Here is a 16,837-nt window from a genome sequence, read left to right on the forward strand (position 1 = left end):
AATAAATTTTTTTAATGATTATACTTACAATATTTTTTTTTATAACTGCAGTATTATATTCAAGCATAGGATTTGGTGGTGGCTCTACTTATCTTGCATTACTTTTAATTTGGGATGTCCCTTACTATATTTTTCCAATTTTAGCTTTAATTTGTAATATTATTGTAGTTTCTGGAAATTCTATAAATTTTTTAAAATCAAAGAATATTAATTTTAATTTACTTTATCCTTATTTAATTGGTTCTATACCTCTTGCTTTTATAGGAGCATCGATCTCTATTGAAAAAAATTTATTTGAAATTTTACTTTTCTTTATTTTAATATCAGCTGGAGTTTTTTTACTTATTGAAAGCAAATCCTTTAACAAACAAAAAATTGAAATTAAAAAAACACCCCTAGTTTTATCAATATTAATAGGATCAATAATTGGTTTAATGTCTGGTTTGGTTGGTATTGGTGGTGGGATATTTTTAAGTCCTATTTTATTTTTGATGAAAGCAGGGCTTCCAAAACATATAACAAGTACTGCATCCTTATTTATTTTAGTAAATTCAATTTTTGGCATAGGAGGACAATTAACAAAGGATATAGTCTTTAACGAATTTTTAAATTACTGGCCACTATTTATTGCTGTCTTAATTGGTGGCCAAATTGGAAGTTTTTTAAATATAAAATTCCTGTCTAATAAAATATTAGCTCTAATGACTGCATGTCTAGTAATTTTTGTTGCTATAAGAATGGGCATAACACTTATTGCATAAGTTGAATTAATTATTTTTTGATATATTTAATCTCTCATGAAAAATTTTAAACCATTTGGGCCTTCAATAGGAAAATCTAAAATTTCTAAAAAATTTTTAGAAAAACTTAACAAGGAAGTTGATACAAAAATCTTCTCAAAATCCAATGATTATAGTCCAAAATTAGCAAGTCAAATTAGAAAAGAAGTTCAAATTTCTAAAAATTTTATAAAAATAAATTTAGAAAAAGAATTAATAAAAAATATTAAAATTTTTCTAGCTAAAGAAAATATTAAAAAAATTAAAGAAATTAAAATTTTAAACCTGTGGGTCGTTAGCCAATACAAAAATGAGTATAATCCTATACATTATCATGAAGGAGACTTGTCAGGTGTTGGTTATTTAAAAATTCCAAAACGTATGACAAAAAATAAAAATGTTAAAAATAAAAAAATAAAAACCAATGGAACAATTGATTTTATTAATGGACAAAAAGCTTTTCTTTCAAAAAGTATTTTTAATTTGATACCAAAAACAGGTGATCTTTTAATATTTCCCAATTACTTAATGCATACAGCCTACCCATTTAATATTGAGGAAGAAAGAAGATCATTTTCTTTCAATGCTAAAATAATTTTTAATAAATAATTTACAAATTTAAATAATATTATATAAATCAATTTGCCGATTTGATCCTATTGCGGGCATAAACTGCTAAAATGGAAATTCCCAATAGATCTAATTAGCAAGGTAGTTGAACTATATTGTGCACCTGCATGTAGCTTAAGCACTAAAAAAGTGAGGATAAAATGAATAAAGATTTTTTTAAAACAACAAAAATTTTAGATGGTGGAATGGGTCAAGAATTATTGGCTAGAGGTATGGAACCCAAAGGAACTTTGTGGAGTGCAAATGCTTTAATTGAGGAAAAATACCACGACTTAATACTTAATATTCATAATGATTTTATTAAATCTGGAGCTGATGTAATTGTAACTACAACTTTTACAACGAGAAGAAAAAGATTGAGAGAAAATGGAATAGAAGATCAATTTAAATCCTTAAATCAGAAAGCGTGTGAAATTGCACAAAAAGCTAAATTAAATAATCCTCACATTAAGATTGCAGGAGGACTCCCACCTCAAGATTTGACATATGAAGAAGACAAGAGAAGTGAAAAAGAAATCACAAAAGATCATTTGGAATTAGCAGAAATACTAAACCCTTCAGTAGATTTTTTCTATTTTGATGTTTGGAGTAGTATCAAAGAAATTAGATGTGGAATAGAAGCTATTAAAAAATTTAATAAACCATACTTAGTTGGGGCTCATATTTCTGAAGGAAACTCTTTACCAAGTGGAGAAAAAATTTCTGCAATTAATTCAATAATTACTGAAAATTGCCTAGGAGTAATTCTAGCATGTGTTTCACCTGAAAATTATGAGAATAATTTAGATGAAATTCAAAAACTTAAAGTTCCATTTGGTTTCAAATTAAACGGATTTATCACAACTAAACCAAAAGGTGGTTATACTTCTCAGTATAAAGAAAATGATGGATCGAACCCCAATAGTTTTTTAGGTCAAAGAAAAGATTTAGATCCTGAAAAAATATCAATTTTTGCAAAAAAATTTAGAGAAAATGGTGCCACAATTCTTGGAGGATGTTGTGAAACTCGGCCATCACATATAGAGGCAATAAAAAAACACTATTTAAATTTTGTACCTTTTCTTACAAAATAGATACCTGTAGCAACTGCTACCAATGAAATTATAATTTTCGTTGTTATTAATTCTTTTAAAAAGATATAACTTAAAATGGTACCAAATATTGGAATTAAATAAGATACTTGAGATTGAAAAATTAAACCATTGTTAATTAAAATTCTAAATCTCAATAACCAAGCAATTCCAGTAGATACCAACCCAAGATAAATAACTGAAAAAGTAGAATCTAATCTTGGAACAGTTTTCCAAGGTTGTTCAATTAAACATACTAAAGGTAATAATATAATAGTAGCCCAAATCAAAATTGAACTGGTTACATTTTCATTTTTTTTCTTACTTATTTTTAATGTTAAAAGACCTCCAATTACATAACAGGTAGCACCCAACAAAATTAATAATGCTGAAGTAAAGTTATTTTCATTAATTAATAAATTATCTGAAAATAAATAAACTATTCCTGAAAATCCAATTAGAACTCCTGTTGTTCTAATTAAATTAAATTTTTCATTTTTGGTGTAAAAATGTCCTAATACTACTGAGCTAAGTGAAGTTGATGACATTAAAATTGCTGCCAAGTTACTTTGAACAGATTTAACTCCATATGCTATTAAAAAAAATGGAGCTACTAAATTTATAAATCCAATCATTGCAAACCAATACCAATCTTTTGAAAATGCCTCGATTTTAATTTTTTTGTAAAAGCAAAGTAGTAGAACTGGAATTGAACCAAAAAAAACTCTTAGAAATGCAATCGTAACAGGTCCAAATGAATAGGTTGCAATTTTAATATTAAAAAAAGCAGATGCCCAAATTAATGCTAGCAACGTTAATAAACTATAATCAATTAGTTTTGGTTCTCTCATTCAATAATATCTTCTGGTGTTCCGTTTGTTATTTCAATTAACTTATTATAATTTATTTTGAAAACAGCATTTGGATGTCCAGCTGCTCCAAATATATCAGGGAATCTCTCAAGACTTTTATCAATAAAGATTCTACATCGCTTCAAGTGCCCTACTGGAGACACTCCACCAATTGTATATCCAGTATTTTCTTTAACGGCTTCAGGAGATGCCATAGACACGTCTTTTTCATTGAGAATTTTTTTTAATTTATTTAATGAGCAACGTTTGTCTCCAGATACTAAACTTAATATATAATTGTCACCTGCCCTAAAAAGTAAACTTTTAACAATGGCACCAACATTGCAACCCAAAGCTGTAGCAGCATCATTGGCTGTTCTTGCTGTTTTTTCTAAGACGATAACATTTAAATTTTGATCGAATGTTTTAAGAGCTTTTTCTGCCCTTTTTACCGGTTCTTTATTTAGTATTGATTCCATTGAATTTATAAAATTCCCTAATTTGATTGAGTAGATACACTACTTATGTAAAAAATGCATAGGTGTTATTTATTAAATAAGCATTATTTTTTAACTTTTTTTTGCTAATTAGGCTCCATCAAAATTACATAGGAGACAAAATGAGTGCAGAAAACGTTTTAAAATTTATTAAAGAAAAAGAAGCAGAATTTGTAGATCTAAGATTTACTGATCCAAGAGGAAAACTTCAACATTTAACTATGGATGCATCAATAGTGGATGCTGACATGCTCAATGAAGGAGTGTTTTTTGATGGCTCATCTATTGCTGGATGGAAAGCAATTAACGAATCTGACATGATTTTAAAACCAGATGCTGCAAGAATGTTCATGGATCCTTTCACGTCTCATAATACTGTAGTTTTGTTCTGTGATATTTTAGATGCAATTAAAAAAGATCCTTACGAAAGAGATCCAAGAGGAGTTGCAAAAAAAGCAGAGGAATATTTAAAAGCTTCAGGTATTGGTGATAAAGCGTTTTTTGGACCTGAGCCAGAATTTTTTGTTTTCGATGATGTAAGAATTAAAAATGATATGAATGAAAGTGGATTTAAAATAGATAGTAAAGAAGGTCCATATAATTCAGGTAAAGAATATGAAAATGGAAATATGGGTCATAGACCTCAAATCAAAGGAGGTTATTTCCCTGTGCCACCTGTTGATAGTGAGCAAGATATGCGTGGTGAATATTTAAAAAATTTAAAAGAAGTTGGTATTAAAGTTGAAAAACATCACCATGAAGTTGCTCCAAGTCAACACGAACTTGGTATGTATTTTGGAACTTTAGTTGACCAAGCAGATAATGTTCAGCTTTATAAGTATGTTGTTCAAATGGTAACACATTCATTTGGAAAAACTGCAACCTTCATGCCAAAACCAGTTGCAGGTGATAATGGTTCAGGTATGCATATTCACCAATCTATTTGGAAAGGTGATACTCCTGTATTTTCAGGTGAAGCATATGCAGGACTTTCAGAAACTGCATTACATTATATTGGTGGAATTTTAAAACATGCTAAAGCGATTAATGCTTTTGCTAACTCTACTACAAACAGTTACAAAAGATTAATTCCTGGATTTGAAGCACCAGTATTATTAGCATACTCTGCGAGAAACAGATCAGCATCATGTAGAATTCCAATTACTTTAAGTAAAAAAGGTGCAAGATGTGAAATTAGATTTCCAGATGCAGCAGGTAATCCTTACCTAACCTTTGCAGCAATGTTAATGGCTGGTATCGATGGAATTAAAAATAAAATACATCCAGGTGAATCTTTTGATAAAGATTTATATGAATTACCACCAGAAGAAGTAAAAGCTATACCAACTGTTTGTGGATCCTTAAGAGAAGCAATGGAAAGTTTAGATAAAGATAGAGAGTTTTTAACTCAAGGTGGTGTATTTACTGACGACCAAATCGATGCTTATATAGCTCTTAAGTTTGAGGAAATTCATAAATTTGAACATGCACCTCACCCTGTAGAGTTTGAGATGTATTACAGTAGTTAGTATTTAATTACTGTCTGGTTGTTGCAATTGTATCTTTGTTAATACCTTTTTTAACAACGTAATCTTGAGTACCGTTTGCGCCGGTCTCAACTTCTTTACGTAAATCTTTAAAGAAAGTTCTTTCTTTAATTGTGTCTTTTAGGTTTTTAACAAGATTTTTAAATTCAAATTTATTCATACCTATTTATATACACTAGGTATGCGTATAGTGCAATACTGATATGCGTTAAATGGGAATAATCAACTTTTGCTAGATTTTAAAGGATTCTCCGCATCCACATCTCTCAGTTTCGTTAGGATTATTGAATACAAATGAGGAAGATAGCTCCTCTTTTTTGTAATCCATTTCTGTTCCTAGCAAATACATAATAGCTGCAGAATCGACAAATACTTTTACACCTTTTTCTTCAATGACTTCATCATTTGGATTTACTTCTTTCGTATACTCCATGACGTAAGACATACCAGCACATCCTCCTGATTTAACTGAAACTCTTACACCTAAAGAATCTTTTTCTGCATTAGACATAATTTCTTTAATTCTTTCTGCAGCATTATCACTTAATTTAATAATTGGATTCATTATAAATTTAACTCCAATTTTGCAGCTTCTGACATCATGTCCTTATTCCAAGGTGGGTCCCAAACTAATTCAAGATCAACGTCCTCAATACCCTCAACTTGCATTGCGCCATCTTTAACTTCTTTAGGTAAACTTTCAGCAACTGGACAATTAGGAGTAGTCAAAGTCATTTTAATTTTTGCAAATTTATCATCCTCAACTTTAATATCATAAATCAAACCTAGTTCATAAATATTCACTGGTAACTCAGGATCATAAATTTTTCTAATTTCTTCAATAATTTGATCTTTTTTCGACATAATTAATTTTCTGTTTTAACCTCATCAGTTTTATTATCAAAAGCTGAGACTAGCGTATGCCAAGATAGTGTGGCACACTTTACTCTCATTGGATATTGTTTTACTCCAGATAAGCACATTAGTTTTGTTTTTTCATCTTCTTCAAGATTTTCTGATTTAAGCTCAGGATTTTCTTTAATCATACCCAAAAAATCTTCAACAATCTCTTTTGCTTCATTTTCATTTTTGCCTTTAATTAAATCAGTCATTATTGATGCAGAAGCCATAGAAATTGCACAACCACTTCCTTCAAATGAAATATCTTCTACAATTCTTTGTCCATTTAATTTTAAATAGACATGAACGTTATCACCACACAGTGGATTGTTGCCTTTGGCATCTTTATTAAAATCTTCTGTCTTACGAAGATTTCTTGGATTTTTTCCATGCTCTAAAATTATTTCTTGATATAATTCTTTTAAATTCATTTTAAGTTAAATATTTTCTTACAGTTATTTATTGCATCATTAAGTTTATCTAAATCTTCTTTGGTATTATATATTCCAACAGAAGCTCGTGCGCTTGCTGGTATATTAAGTTTGTCATGTAAAATTTGACAGCAATGATGACCAGCTCTTATTGCAACTCCGTCTTCATCTAAAATTGTTGCGATGTCATGAGGATGAACACCTTCTAAAGTGAAAGACAAAACTCCACCTTTATTTTTTGGATTTCCAATTAATTTTACTGAATTATTTTTTTTTAATAATTCCTGGCCATACTCAACTAATTCTGCTTCATGTTTCATAACATTTTCAATACCTACGCTCTCCAGAAATTTAATTGATTGATCAAAAGCAATAACTTGCGCTGTAGCCATAGTTCCAGCTTCATATTTATTAGGTAAATCACCATAGGTAATTCTATCTTTTTTAACCTCTCTAATCATTCCGCCACCACCTTGATAAGGAGGAAGTTCATCCAACCACTTTTTCTTACCATAAAGAACCCCTAATCCTGTGGGACCGTACATTTTATGACAAGAAATTGCATAAAAATCACAATCTAAGTCTTGCATATCTAATTTTAAATGAGGAGCTCCTTGGCAACCATCTACAACAACTATTATTCCTTTTGAATGTGCTAAATCAGTAATTTCTTTTACTGGTAATATTGCTCCAGTCACATTTGATAGATGAGTAATTGAAATTACTTTTGTATTAGGAGTAATTTTCTTTTCAATTTCTTCTAGTGTAATTTCTCCCTCTTCATTTATTTCTGCAAAATTAATTTTTATATTTTTAGATTTTCTTAAAAAATGCCAAGGTACATAATTCGAATGATGTTCTAGTTCGGTAATTAATATTTCATCACCTTCGTTTAAATGATTTTGACCTAATGTATTTGCAACAAGGTTTAATGCTTCGGTAGCACCTTTAGTAAATACTATTTCATTTTTATCTTCAGCATTAATATATTTTTGAACTGATGTTCTAGTATTTTCATATAAATTTGTTGCAGCAACTGCAAGGTAGTGAACACTTCTACCAACATTAGAAAATTGTTTGGTATAAAATTCATTAATTCTATCAACCACTACTTTTGGTTTTTGTGATGAATTTGCACTATCCAAATAAACCAAATCATTATTTTGGATTTTCTCATCAAATATTGGAAATTCTTTTTTAACTTGATCTATGTTCATACATTTATACCTGATAATTTTTTAACTAATTTTTTTACATCTTCATTAGAAATTTTTTCAATTACCTCGTTAAGAAAACCATTTGTTAATAATTTTTTTGACTCTGAATAACTGAGACCTCTAGACATTAAATAAAAAATTGAATTTTCATCAATATTTCCTGATGTAGATCCATGTGAACATTTAACATCGTCTGCATATATTTCTAATTCTGGTTTCGCATTAAATTCAACGCTTTCATTTAACAATAAAGCTCTACTTAATTGGTATCCATCTGTTTTTTGTGCTTCTGGACTTACAAAAATTTTACCTTGATAAATACCTTTTGATTTATCATTCAATACGCTTTTAATTAATTGATAACTTTTACAATTTTCTTTTTTATGATTAATTACAGTTTTTATTTCATGATGTTTTTCATTTTCTAAATTAATAATTCCATTTAATGCAATAGAACCATATTCATCATCTAGATTGCAATTGATATCTTGTTTTATAAATTTAGAACCTTCTGATAAGATAAAATATTCTAAATGACTATTTTTAGATAGATTAATATCTTTGTTGAAATACTTTATATTTTCCGAAGTATTTGAGTCTAGACTATAATTTTTTAAAATTGAATTCACTCCAATCTTAATTTTTTGTCTGAAATTAATGAAATTTTTTTCAGAATTTTCATTTAAAAAATTAACTACACACAATGAACTGTCATCTTCTAAATTAATATCTACTCTAGAATTAATTGCAGAAGACTTTAAACCATCACTCAAATAATTAAATAAAATCAATGGTTTTTTAACATTGTAACCTTTTTTAATAGTAATTTTCGAAACACTTGTAAGAAAGGCTGAATTCAAATTTAAAAGAGTATTTTGATAAATAGTATCATCTAAGTCTAAATTCTCATCAACTAAGATTTTATCTTTGTCTTCGTGTTTAAAATCAAAATCATATAATTTTCCATCAACAAAAGTTATTTTATTATGTTCAAAATCTAGTGGAAAATCTTTTTTTTCAAAAATTTTTTTTTGATCAACAATAAAGTTTAAATTGTCAAAATTTTTTGAAATAATTTGATTTATATCTGAAAATTTCCAATCCTCATTTCTTTTATTTGGTAAGCCTTTTTCAAAATAATTATTAAAATTTTCTTGTTTAATTTTTTTCTGACTATCAGAAAAATTATTTAGACTAATAATTTTATCAAAATTTAATTTAAATTCATTTTGCATTAATTGAAATCCTCATAACCTACTTTTTCTAATTCTTTTGCTAATTCAAAATCACCTGATTTAATAATTTGTCCATTTTTAAGAACATGAACAAAATCAGGTTTGATATAATCTAACAATCTTTGATAATGAGTTATTATTAAAAAAGAATTATTTTTATTTCTTAGTGAATTAACTCCTTCTGAAACTATCCTTAAAGCATCTATATCTAATCCTGAATCTGTTTCATCTAGAATTGATAATTTTGGATTTAAGATAGACATTTGTAAAATTTCATTTTTTTTCTTTTCTCCACCTGAAAATCCAACATTAAGTTGTCGGTTTAAAATTTTTTCATCAAATTTTAGTTCTGCAGATTTTTCTTTTATTAATTTTAAAAATTCAATTGCATCTAGCTCTTTTTCGCCTCTAGCTTTTTTAATTGCATTTATTGATGTTTTTAAAAAAGTGTTTGTATTAACACCTGGTATTTCCATTGGATATTGGAAGGCTAAAAAAATTCCTTTATGAGCTCTTTCTTCTGTTTCTAATTCTAATAAGTTTTCTCCATCAAATGTAACTTTACCATTTATTTCGTAACCTTTTTTACCTGACAAAATATTTGATAATGTGCTTTTTCCAGATCCGTTTGGACCCATAATTGCATGAACTTCTCCAGGTTTAATATCTAAATTTAATCCTTTTAATATTTCTTTTTCATCAATCTTTGCTTTGAGATTTTCTATTGACAACATCTATCCAACGCTCCCCTCTAAACTAATACCAACAAGTTTTTGTGCTTCTACTGCAAATTCCATTGGTAACTGCTGCAGAACTTCTTTGCAAAAACCGTTTACAATTAAACTAACTGCTTCTTCTTGATTTAATCCTCTTTGATTACAGTAATATAGTTGTTCATCACTAATTTTTGATGTTGTTGCTTCATGTTCTATATTTGATTTAAGATTTTTGTTCTTGATATAAGGAATTGTGTGAGCTCCACATTTATTACCCATTAATAAAGAGTCACATTGAGTAAAGTTTCTAGAATTATCAGCTTTTGAAGATATATCTACTAATCCTCTGTACATCATATCTGATTTACCTGCTGAAATTCCTTTTGAAATTATTTTACTTTTTGTGTTTTTTCCTAAGTGTATCATTTTAGTTCCAGTGTCAGCTTTTTGATGATTGTTTGTAATTGCTATAGAATAAAACTCACCTACAGAATTATCACCTTTCAAAATACAACTTGGATATTTCCAAGTGATTGCCGAACCAGTTTCTACTTGAGTCCAAGAAATTTTAGAATTTTTACCTTTGCATAATCCTCTTTTAGTAACAAAATTATATATTCCACCTTTTCCATCCTTATCTCCTGGATACCAATTTTGAACTGTTGAATATTTTATTTCTGCATCATCAAGAGCAATTAATTCAACATTAGCTGCATGCAATTGATTTTCATCTCTCATTGGAGCTGTACATCCTTCTAGGTAGCTTACATAACTTCCTTTATCAGCTATGATTAATGTTCTTTCAAATTGTCCTGTTTCTGATGCATTGATCCTAAAGTAAGTAGACAATTCCATAGGACATTTAATATTTTCTGGAATGTATACAAATGAGCCATCAGTAAAGACTGCAGAATTAAGAGTTGCAAAAAAATGATCAGTTGTAGGGATAACTGATCCAAGATATTTTTTAACTAACTCAGGATGTTTTTGAATAGCTTCAGACATCGAGCAAAATATAATTCCTTGCTTGGTAAGTTCTTCTTTAAAAGTTGTTGCAACAGAAACAGAGTCGAAAACTGCATCCACAGCAATACCATTTAATCTTGCTTGCTCTTGAAGAGGAATTCCTAATTTTTTATATGTCTCTAATAATTTAGGATCAAGATCATCTAAACTTTTTGGTTTATCTTTCATACTTTTGGGAGCTGAGTAGTAGTAAAGATCCTGATAATCTATTTTAGGATATTTCGGTTTCTGCCAATCAGGCTCTTTTAATTGTTTAAATCTTTCAAAAGCTTTTAATCTAAAATCTAACATCCATTGAGGTTCTTTTTTAATATTGGAGATAAATTTTATTACATCCTCATTTAAACCCTTGGGTGCTTTTGTATTTTCTATATCTGTTGAAAAACCATATTTGTAATCTTTCAAACTATCTATTTCTTTCTGCCTACTATCCATACTATACTCTGTTCTCTTTATTATTTTTTAATAAGTCGTTTAAGCTTTTATTTTCAAAAAAAGTATTAATATGAACCTCAAGTTCATCCCATAGATTGTGTGTAATACATTTCGTAGCTTTACCGTTACAACCTTTTTTAGATTCTTTTTTACACTGAACAGTCTTAACTTTCTCATCTACTGCATTGAAAATATTTGTAAGTTTTATTTCACTAGGGTCTTTTGATAAAATGTAACCTCCTTGATTACCTCTAATACTTTTCACAATTTGATTTTTTTTAAGTTTTGAAAATATTTGTTCTAAAAAATCTAATGAAATTCCTTGTCTTAAAGAAATGTCTCTTAATGATACAGGGTTGATATTATCAAACCTTGCTAGATCAACTAATGCCATTACGGCATATCTTCCTTTTGATGTTAGTTTCATTTTTACCCTTAAAATATGGGTTTTTATACATACCCGACTAAAATGGTCAAGTTTATAAAGTAAAAAAAGACTACCATTTTGTCGCTCAGTTGTGATAAACGTACATTTTTTTTGAGAACAATAATCAATTGCATATATGGATAATAAAATTTTAGAAATTTTCATACCTGGACCTGCTGGTAGATTAGAAGCTAAATATTATAAAAGTAAAAAAAATACTTCTCCTATTGCATTAGTCCTACAGCCTCATCCACAGTATGGGGGAACCATGAACAATAAAGTAGTTGTAGATACATTTCATACATTCATGGAAAATGATTTTTCAGTTTGCAGAGTAAACTTCAGAGGAGTTGGAAAAAGTGATGGAGAATTTGATAATGGTCAAGGTGAACTGGCAGATGCTGCAGCAGCATTAGATTGGTTGGAAAGAGAAAATTTTGATAATTCGCAATGTTGGGTTTCAGGATTTTCTTTTGGTTCTTTGATTGCAATGCAGCTGCTTATGAGAAGACCAGAAATAAATAGATTTATAGCCATATCTCCACAACCTAATGTCTATGATTTTTCTTTTTTATCTCCATGTCCAACATCTGGGATGGTTGTTTATGGAAAAAAAGATGAGTTGGTGCCAGTAGAATATATTACTGAATTGGATAAAAGATTAAGCGCTCAAAAAGGTATCAAGGTTGAATTTCAAACTATAACAGAAGCAAATCATTTCTTTTCTAAAACTGATGACGCTTTAACAAAAACTTTGGATAAATATATAAAAAAAGAAACAGCTTTATATTAATAATTATTTACTAGTTTACCTCCAATGACTGGGGCATTACATCTTGTCGTACTTGGAAAAGAAATTGGTAAATTTAATTTAGATCTGATTGCTAAATAAGCAAATGCTTGGGACTCGATATAATCTCCATTCAGTTGAAAATTATCTATCACATCAAAATTATTCTTATTTAAATTTGAATTTCTAATAATTGATTCAATCAAAAATTTGTTCTTTCGACCTCCACCACAAAATAAATATTTGTTAGAATTATTTTTATTTAAAAATTTTATTCCTTCTGCAATCAAATATGCTGAGAATTCTGTAATTGTTGAACACCCGTCTTCTAAAGATAAACCTCTTGCAAAAGATATATCAAATTCTTTTACATCAAGTGATTTTGAATAAGTCTCAATTTTGAAATTATCTATTACTTGATTTAGAATTAATTGATCAATTTTTCCAGATTTTGCAATCTTACCATCTTCATCAAAGGTTAAATTTGAATTATTCCTGATCCATTCATCTATCAAACAATTACCTGGGCCAATATCATAAGCAATTAAATCATTTTCTATATTATTGGAAATATCATTTATTATTGTAGCATTGGATATTCCTCCAATGTTAACAATGCAAATAGGTTGAGCTGAATTATCTTTTTCTTTATTTAAAAAATTATTAACTAACAATCTGTGGTAAATTGGTGTTAGAGGTGCTCCTTGGCCATTGTTATCAATATCTGCTTGTCTAAAATCGTAAATTACTTGTTTTTTTAATAATTGAGATAACAAATTGCCATCACCTAGCTGTTTAGTAATTTTAATTTGAGGGTTATGAAAAATCGTTTGACCATGGAAACCTATAAGATCAATTTCTATTCCATTTTTAAATGCTATTTTGCTGATCTTTTCAGCATGAAAAATAGTTAAAGCTCTCTCCAAATCACTCAATTCCTTAGAATATTTTGTCAAATCTTCACTACTTTTAATTTTGTCTCTTAAAGTTGATAATTGCCTATAGAGATCAATATCGTACTCAAAGTATTGATCAAAAATTAGTTCTACCTCATCATATCCGTCAGATTTAATTATTGAAACATCGACTCCATCCATAGATGTGCCACTCATTAAGCCCATAGCTGAAAATAATTTTTTTTTCATTGATATTATTTTTAAAAAAAATTTGTATATAGTAACTATAGTCTTATGAATAAATTTTTAAAAGAATTTAAAGATAGAAGATATTTCTATCAATGTACTAGTGAAGCTGACTTATCTAATTTATTAGATAAAGAAAAAATTAAAGCTTATATAGGATTTGATTGTACCGCTGAAAGTTTGCATGTTGGTAGTTTGTTGCAAATCATGTGTTTGAGATTGTTACAAAAAAATGGTCACCGGCCAATAGTATTGTTAGGAGGTGGAACAACAAGAATAGGTGATCCCTCAGGAAAAGATAAAACAAGAAAAATTTTAGATGAAAATGAAATTGAAAAAAATATTAAAAATATTCAAAATATCTTAAAAAAATTTCTAGACAGTGACGATCCAAAAACTTCACCTATTTATGTCAATAATTATACCTGGCTTAAAGATTTAAATTATATTTCTTTTCTAAGAGATATAGGAAAACATTTTACCATTAATAGAATGCTTACATTTGATAGTGTAAAGCTAAGATTAGAAAGAGAACAATCACTTAGTTATATGGAATTTAATTATATGATACTCCAAGCCTATGATTTTTTAGAATTAAATAAAAAAGAAAATTGTGTTCTACAAATAGGTGGTTCTGATCAATGGGGAAACATTGTAAATGGTGTTGAACTTATTAAGAGATATTCTAATAACCAAACATATGGATTAACAACACCATTAATTACTCTAGCCACAGGTGCAAAAATGGGAAAGACTGAAAATGGTGCTATTTGGTTAGACGAAAAATATTTATCAGCTTATGACTACTGGCAATTTTGGAGAAATGTTGATGATCGGGATGTAATTAAATTTTTAAAAATGTTTACTGATATTGATATAAGCGAAATCAATGCTTTAGAGGAAAAAAATATTAATGAGTTAAAAATATTGTTAGCAAACAAAGCCACAGCTATGTTGCATGGAGAAGATGCTGCTCAAAATTCTGCACAAGCTGCAAAAGAAGCATTTTCTGGAAATTCTTTGGGCTCTAACTTACCAAGTGTTAAAATTGAAACAAAACAATTAGAAAATAATGTCAATATAATTGATTTAATAATTTTATCTAAAGCAGAAAATTCAAAAAGTGAGATAAGAAGATTAATTAAAGGTAAAGCTATTAAGATTAATGATGCTGTAGTTTCAGATGAAAAATTTATTATTAATCAGGAACTATTCACAGAGAATTATTTAAAGCTTTCTATAGGTAAAAAAAGGCATATTAAAATTGAATTAAGTTAGTTTCTTTTAATTTTTTCAAGAGTTCTAGTTATAAACCTTGGAGTTAATGTTTTTATTGGGTTTACTGATGTTTCAAGATCTTTTGGTGGTCCTTTTATTTTAAAACTTACTCCAAAAACACCCTCTCCTGTTTTATCACCAACTAAAATTTTACCTAATAATGGAATTTTACTTATTGTTTTATTTATAGTTGTTGCTGGTACCAAAGTCCCCCTTAGACTTATCAATTTTTCTTCTTCTACATAACCACTCATTAATATTGAAATAGCTGGGCCAATTGCATAAAGTTCATCTATTGTCATTAGATTTTTATGGTTATTGAATTTCATCTCAAACTCATCAAATCTTATTCCTTCTCCAGTTAAAATATCAGCAATTCCTTGTAGGGAAGCTAGTGTTAAAATTTTTGTTAATGCTGGTACCTCTTTTAACTTAAAGTCATAAATTTTAAGATTTGATACTGATTTTTCATTTTTTTTTGTTGATATGAAATCCAAGTTGCCTTCATCAAATCCTTTTATAAATTTATATCTTTTCACCAATGGTTTTGCTCTAGATGAATAAAGTTTAGTTATTTTTTCACTGTTATTCTTTGTTTCAATAGAAAAAATTATATTTTTATTATTTTCAAAATTTGCAGATAAATTTGCATCAACAACTTTGTTATCTTTAATCAAAATTGACCCTTGTAAATTTTTAACAAAATTAATTTCATCTATATAAATTTTATTCAGATTTAAGTTCAATTTAAAATTATTCTTAAAAATTTTATTTTCTTTTTCTTTTTTACTCTCAAGTAAATTTGTTACAATTGAATTAGCGTTTAAGAACAATCCATTTAATTTATAATGATTTTCATTTTGTCTTTGAATAATAAACTGATTTTCTTTATTTTCAGTATCAATATAATCAAAATCAATTTTATCAAACCTGTCTATTAAATAATCTTTATCCAATATTAAATTATTAATCTTAATTTTATTTGCATTATCTGTGATGTTTATATTTTCAAAATTTAAATTTTTTGAATTTCTTAATATTCCAGCGACTGCTAAATTTGTTTTTTTATTTATATTTTTTTTATAATTTAAATTTTTAATTTCAAAATCTGTTTGATTTAAAACTAATTTTAAATCAAAATTGGTTTTTTCTTTATCATTAAGAACAAAATAATTTATTTCATCATAGTTTTTATCAATTTTTATATTTCCGTTACCTGAAAGAGTTAATGAACCATTTTTATATTTAATATTGAGTTTATGATTTTGAAGGTTGAGAAATTTTTTAGTAGATGGGAAAAATTGTTTTAAGAATTCTTGATTTTTTAAATCAACACTTTTTAGATTAATCTCAGATATGAATTCAAAATCCTTATCATTTTTGTTGTAAAAATATTCAATATAATCAAAATCTTTATTAAGTTTTACTTTACCTTCACCTTTGAGTGTAAAATCTTTGTTTTTATACTTTAAATTTATTTTATGATTTTCAATATTAATTTGATCCTTAATAAGTGGAAAATATTCTTGGATAATTTTTTGATTTTTTAATGTTCCTTTTTTAACATTTAAATTAGTTTCAAATTCAATATCATTTTGATCTCTTTTAAAAGTATATTCAATTTTATTTGTTTTATTATCTAACTTAAATTCTCCTACACCATTAGCTATAAGAGCTTTGTTTTCATAAATTAGTTTTAATTTATGATTATCTAATAAGATTTCACTATTTTGATTTGAAAAATAATTTGGAATTAAATTATTGTCATAAATAACTTTTTTAAAATTTATGTCAGAGTCTATTTTTAAATTAGTTAATTTAAATTTATTAGTTATTTCAAAATTAAAAATATTCTCAGAACTAAAC

Annotated in this window: 19 protein-coding genes and 1 riboswitch; of the genes, 6 read left to right on the plus strand and 13 right to left on the minus strand. The window is 27.6% G+C overall.

Annotation, left to right across the window (positions count from 1 at the left end; genetic code table 11):
* Nucleotides 1-14 precede the first annotated feature (14 nt).
* The 3 genes from ACTTA5_RS02920 to ACTTA5_RS02930 all read left to right on the plus strand — a co-directional run bounded on the left by ACTTA5_RS02920 (nt 15) and on the right by ACTTA5_RS02930 (nt 2,482).
* Complete coding sequence (locus ACTTA5_RS02920; RefSeq protein WP_440647775.1) at nt 15-761, plus strand: sulfite exporter TauE/SafE family protein; 747 nt, start codon at nt 15-17, stop codon at nt 759-761.
* A 36-nt stretch (nt 762-797) separates the two neighbouring features.
* Nucleotides 798-1,388 (plus strand): putative 2OG-Fe(II) oxygenase, encoded by a 591-nt coding sequence (locus tag ACTTA5_RS02925; protein WP_440647777.1) that lies wholly within the window; start codon nt 798-800, stop codon nt 1,386-1,388.
* Between the two features lie 91 nt (nt 1,389-1,479).
* Nucleotides 1,480-1,542: riboswitch (SAM riboswitch) on the plus strand.
* Between the two features lie 7 nt (nt 1,543-1,549).
* Complete coding sequence (locus ACTTA5_RS02930) at nt 1,550-2,482, plus strand: homocysteine S-methyltransferase family protein (protein WP_440647779.1); 933 nt, start codon at nt 1,550-1,552, stop codon at nt 2,480-2,482.
* On the opposite strand, the gene ACTTA5_RS02935 is transcribed toward ACTTA5_RS02930, so the two are convergent.
* The gene (locus ACTTA5_RS02935) at nt 2,449-3,330 is read right to left on the minus strand and encodes a DMT family transporter (protein WP_440647781.1); all 882 of its coding nucleotides are present in this window, start codon (nt 3,328-3,330) and stop codon (nt 2,449-2,451) included. The two genes, ACTTA5_RS02930 and ACTTA5_RS02935, sit on opposite strands and share 34 nt — an antisense overlap.
* A complete protein-coding gene (locus ACTTA5_RS02940) occupies nt 3,327-3,809 on the minus strand; it encodes a YbaK/EbsC family protein (RefSeq protein ID WP_440647783.1) in 483 nt (160 codons plus the stop codon). Before ACTTA5_RS02940 ends, ACTTA5_RS02935 begins: the two co-directional genes overlap by 4 nt.
* Nucleotides 3,810-3,949: 140 nt before the next feature.
* Between ACTTA5_RS02940 and glnA the strand changes: the two genes are divergently transcribed.
* Complete coding sequence (gene glnA / locus ACTTA5_RS02945) at nt 3,950-5,356, plus strand: type I glutamate--ammonia ligase (RefSeq protein WP_440647785.1); 1,407 nt, start codon at nt 3,950-3,952, stop codon at nt 5,354-5,356.
* Nucleotides 5,357-5,363: 7 nt separating this feature from the next.
* Here glnA and ACTTA5_RS02950 read toward each other — a convergent pair whose 3' ends face one another.
* The 9 genes from ACTTA5_RS02950 to ACTTA5_RS02990 all read right to left on the minus strand — a co-directional run bounded on the left by ACTTA5_RS02950 (nt 5,364) and on the right by ACTTA5_RS02990 (nt 11,761).
* Entirely contained in the window at nt 5,364-5,534 is a 171-nt protein-coding gene (locus ACTTA5_RS02950; RefSeq protein ID WP_428080472.1) for a hypothetical protein, read from the minus strand.
* 72 nt (nt 5,535-5,606) lie between these two features.
* On the minus strand, nt 5,607-5,939 hold the full coding sequence (locus ACTTA5_RS02955) for a HesB/IscA family protein (RefSeq protein WP_075506524.1): 333 nt from the start codon (nt 5,937-5,939) through the stop codon (nt 5,607-5,609).
* A complete protein-coding gene (locus tag ACTTA5_RS02960; RefSeq protein ID WP_075506523.1) occupies nt 5,939-6,238 on the minus strand; it encodes an SUF system Fe-S cluster assembly protein in 300 nt (99 codons plus the stop codon). Before ACTTA5_RS02960 ends, ACTTA5_RS02955 begins: the two co-directional genes overlap by 1 nt.
* A gap of 2 nt (nt 6,239-6,240) precedes the next feature.
* Nucleotides 6,241-6,705, minus strand: coding sequence for a Fe-S cluster assembly sulfur transfer protein SufU (gene sufU / locus ACTTA5_RS02965; RefSeq protein ID WP_440647787.1), 465 nt, complete (start codon nt 6,703-6,705; stop codon nt 6,241-6,243).
* Nucleotides 6,702-7,922, minus strand: coding sequence for an aminotransferase class V-fold PLP-dependent enzyme (locus ACTTA5_RS02970; RefSeq protein ID WP_440647789.1), 1,221 nt, complete (start codon nt 7,920-7,922; stop codon nt 6,702-6,704). Before ACTTA5_RS02970 ends, sufU begins: the two co-directional genes overlap by 4 nt.
* On the minus strand, nt 7,919-9,157 hold the full coding sequence (sufD, locus tag ACTTA5_RS02975; RefSeq protein ID WP_440647791.1) for a Fe-S cluster assembly protein SufD: 1,239 nt from the start codon (nt 9,155-9,157) through the stop codon (nt 7,919-7,921). The genes ACTTA5_RS02970 and sufD overlap by 4 nt, the downstream gene beginning before the upstream one ends.
* Nucleotides 9,157-9,891, minus strand: coding sequence for a Fe-S cluster assembly ATPase SufC (sufC, locus tag ACTTA5_RS02980; RefSeq protein WP_440618646.1), 735 nt, complete (start codon nt 9,889-9,891; stop codon nt 9,157-9,159). The genes sufD and sufC overlap by 1 nt, the downstream gene beginning before the upstream one ends.
* Nucleotides 9,892-11,334: a Fe-S cluster assembly protein SufB gene (gene sufB, locus ACTTA5_RS02985; protein ID WP_440614618.1), complete on the minus strand. Its 1,443-nt coding sequence runs from the start codon at nt 11,332-11,334 to the stop codon at nt 9,892-9,894.
* Between the two features lies 1 nt (nt 11,335).
* Nucleotides 11,336-11,761 (minus strand): Rrf2 family transcriptional regulator, encoded by a 426-nt coding sequence (locus tag ACTTA5_RS02990; RefSeq protein WP_440614619.1) that lies wholly within the window; start codon nt 11,759-11,761, stop codon nt 11,336-11,338.
* 148 nt (nt 11,762-11,909) lie between these two features.
* Between ACTTA5_RS02990 and ACTTA5_RS02995 the strand changes: the two genes are divergently transcribed.
* Complete coding sequence (locus tag ACTTA5_RS02995; protein WP_440619478.1) at nt 11,910-12,554, plus strand: alpha/beta hydrolase; 645 nt, start codon at nt 11,910-11,912, stop codon at nt 12,552-12,554.
* On the opposite strand, the gene ACTTA5_RS03000 is transcribed toward ACTTA5_RS02995, so the two are convergent.
* The gene (locus tag ACTTA5_RS03000) at nt 12,551-13,696 is read right to left on the minus strand and encodes an anhydro-N-acetylmuramic acid kinase (RefSeq protein WP_440647793.1); all 1,146 of its coding nucleotides are present in this window, start codon (nt 13,694-13,696) and stop codon (nt 12,551-12,553) included. The genes ACTTA5_RS02995 and ACTTA5_RS03000 overlap by 4 nt on opposite strands.
* A 45-nt stretch (nt 13,697-13,741) precedes the next feature.
* Between ACTTA5_RS03000 and tyrS the strand changes: the two genes are divergently transcribed.
* Nucleotides 13,742-14,971: a tyrosine--tRNA ligase gene (gene tyrS, locus ACTTA5_RS03005; RefSeq protein ID WP_440647795.1), complete on the plus strand. Its 1,230-nt coding sequence runs from the start codon at nt 13,742-13,744 to the stop codon at nt 14,969-14,971.
* Here tyrS and ACTTA5_RS03010 read toward each other — a convergent pair.
* Nucleotides 14,968-16,837 (minus strand): hypothetical protein (locus tag ACTTA5_RS03010; RefSeq protein ID WP_440647797.1); only part of this gene is annotated, 1,870 nt, incomplete at its 5' end. The two genes, tyrS and ACTTA5_RS03010, sit on opposite strands and share 4 nt — an antisense overlap.

It is taken from the genome of Candidatus Pelagibacter sp. HIMB1521, assembly GCF_052047875.1.
GTDB lineage: Bacteria > Pseudomonadota > Alphaproteobacteria > Pelagibacterales > Pelagibacteraceae > Pelagibacter.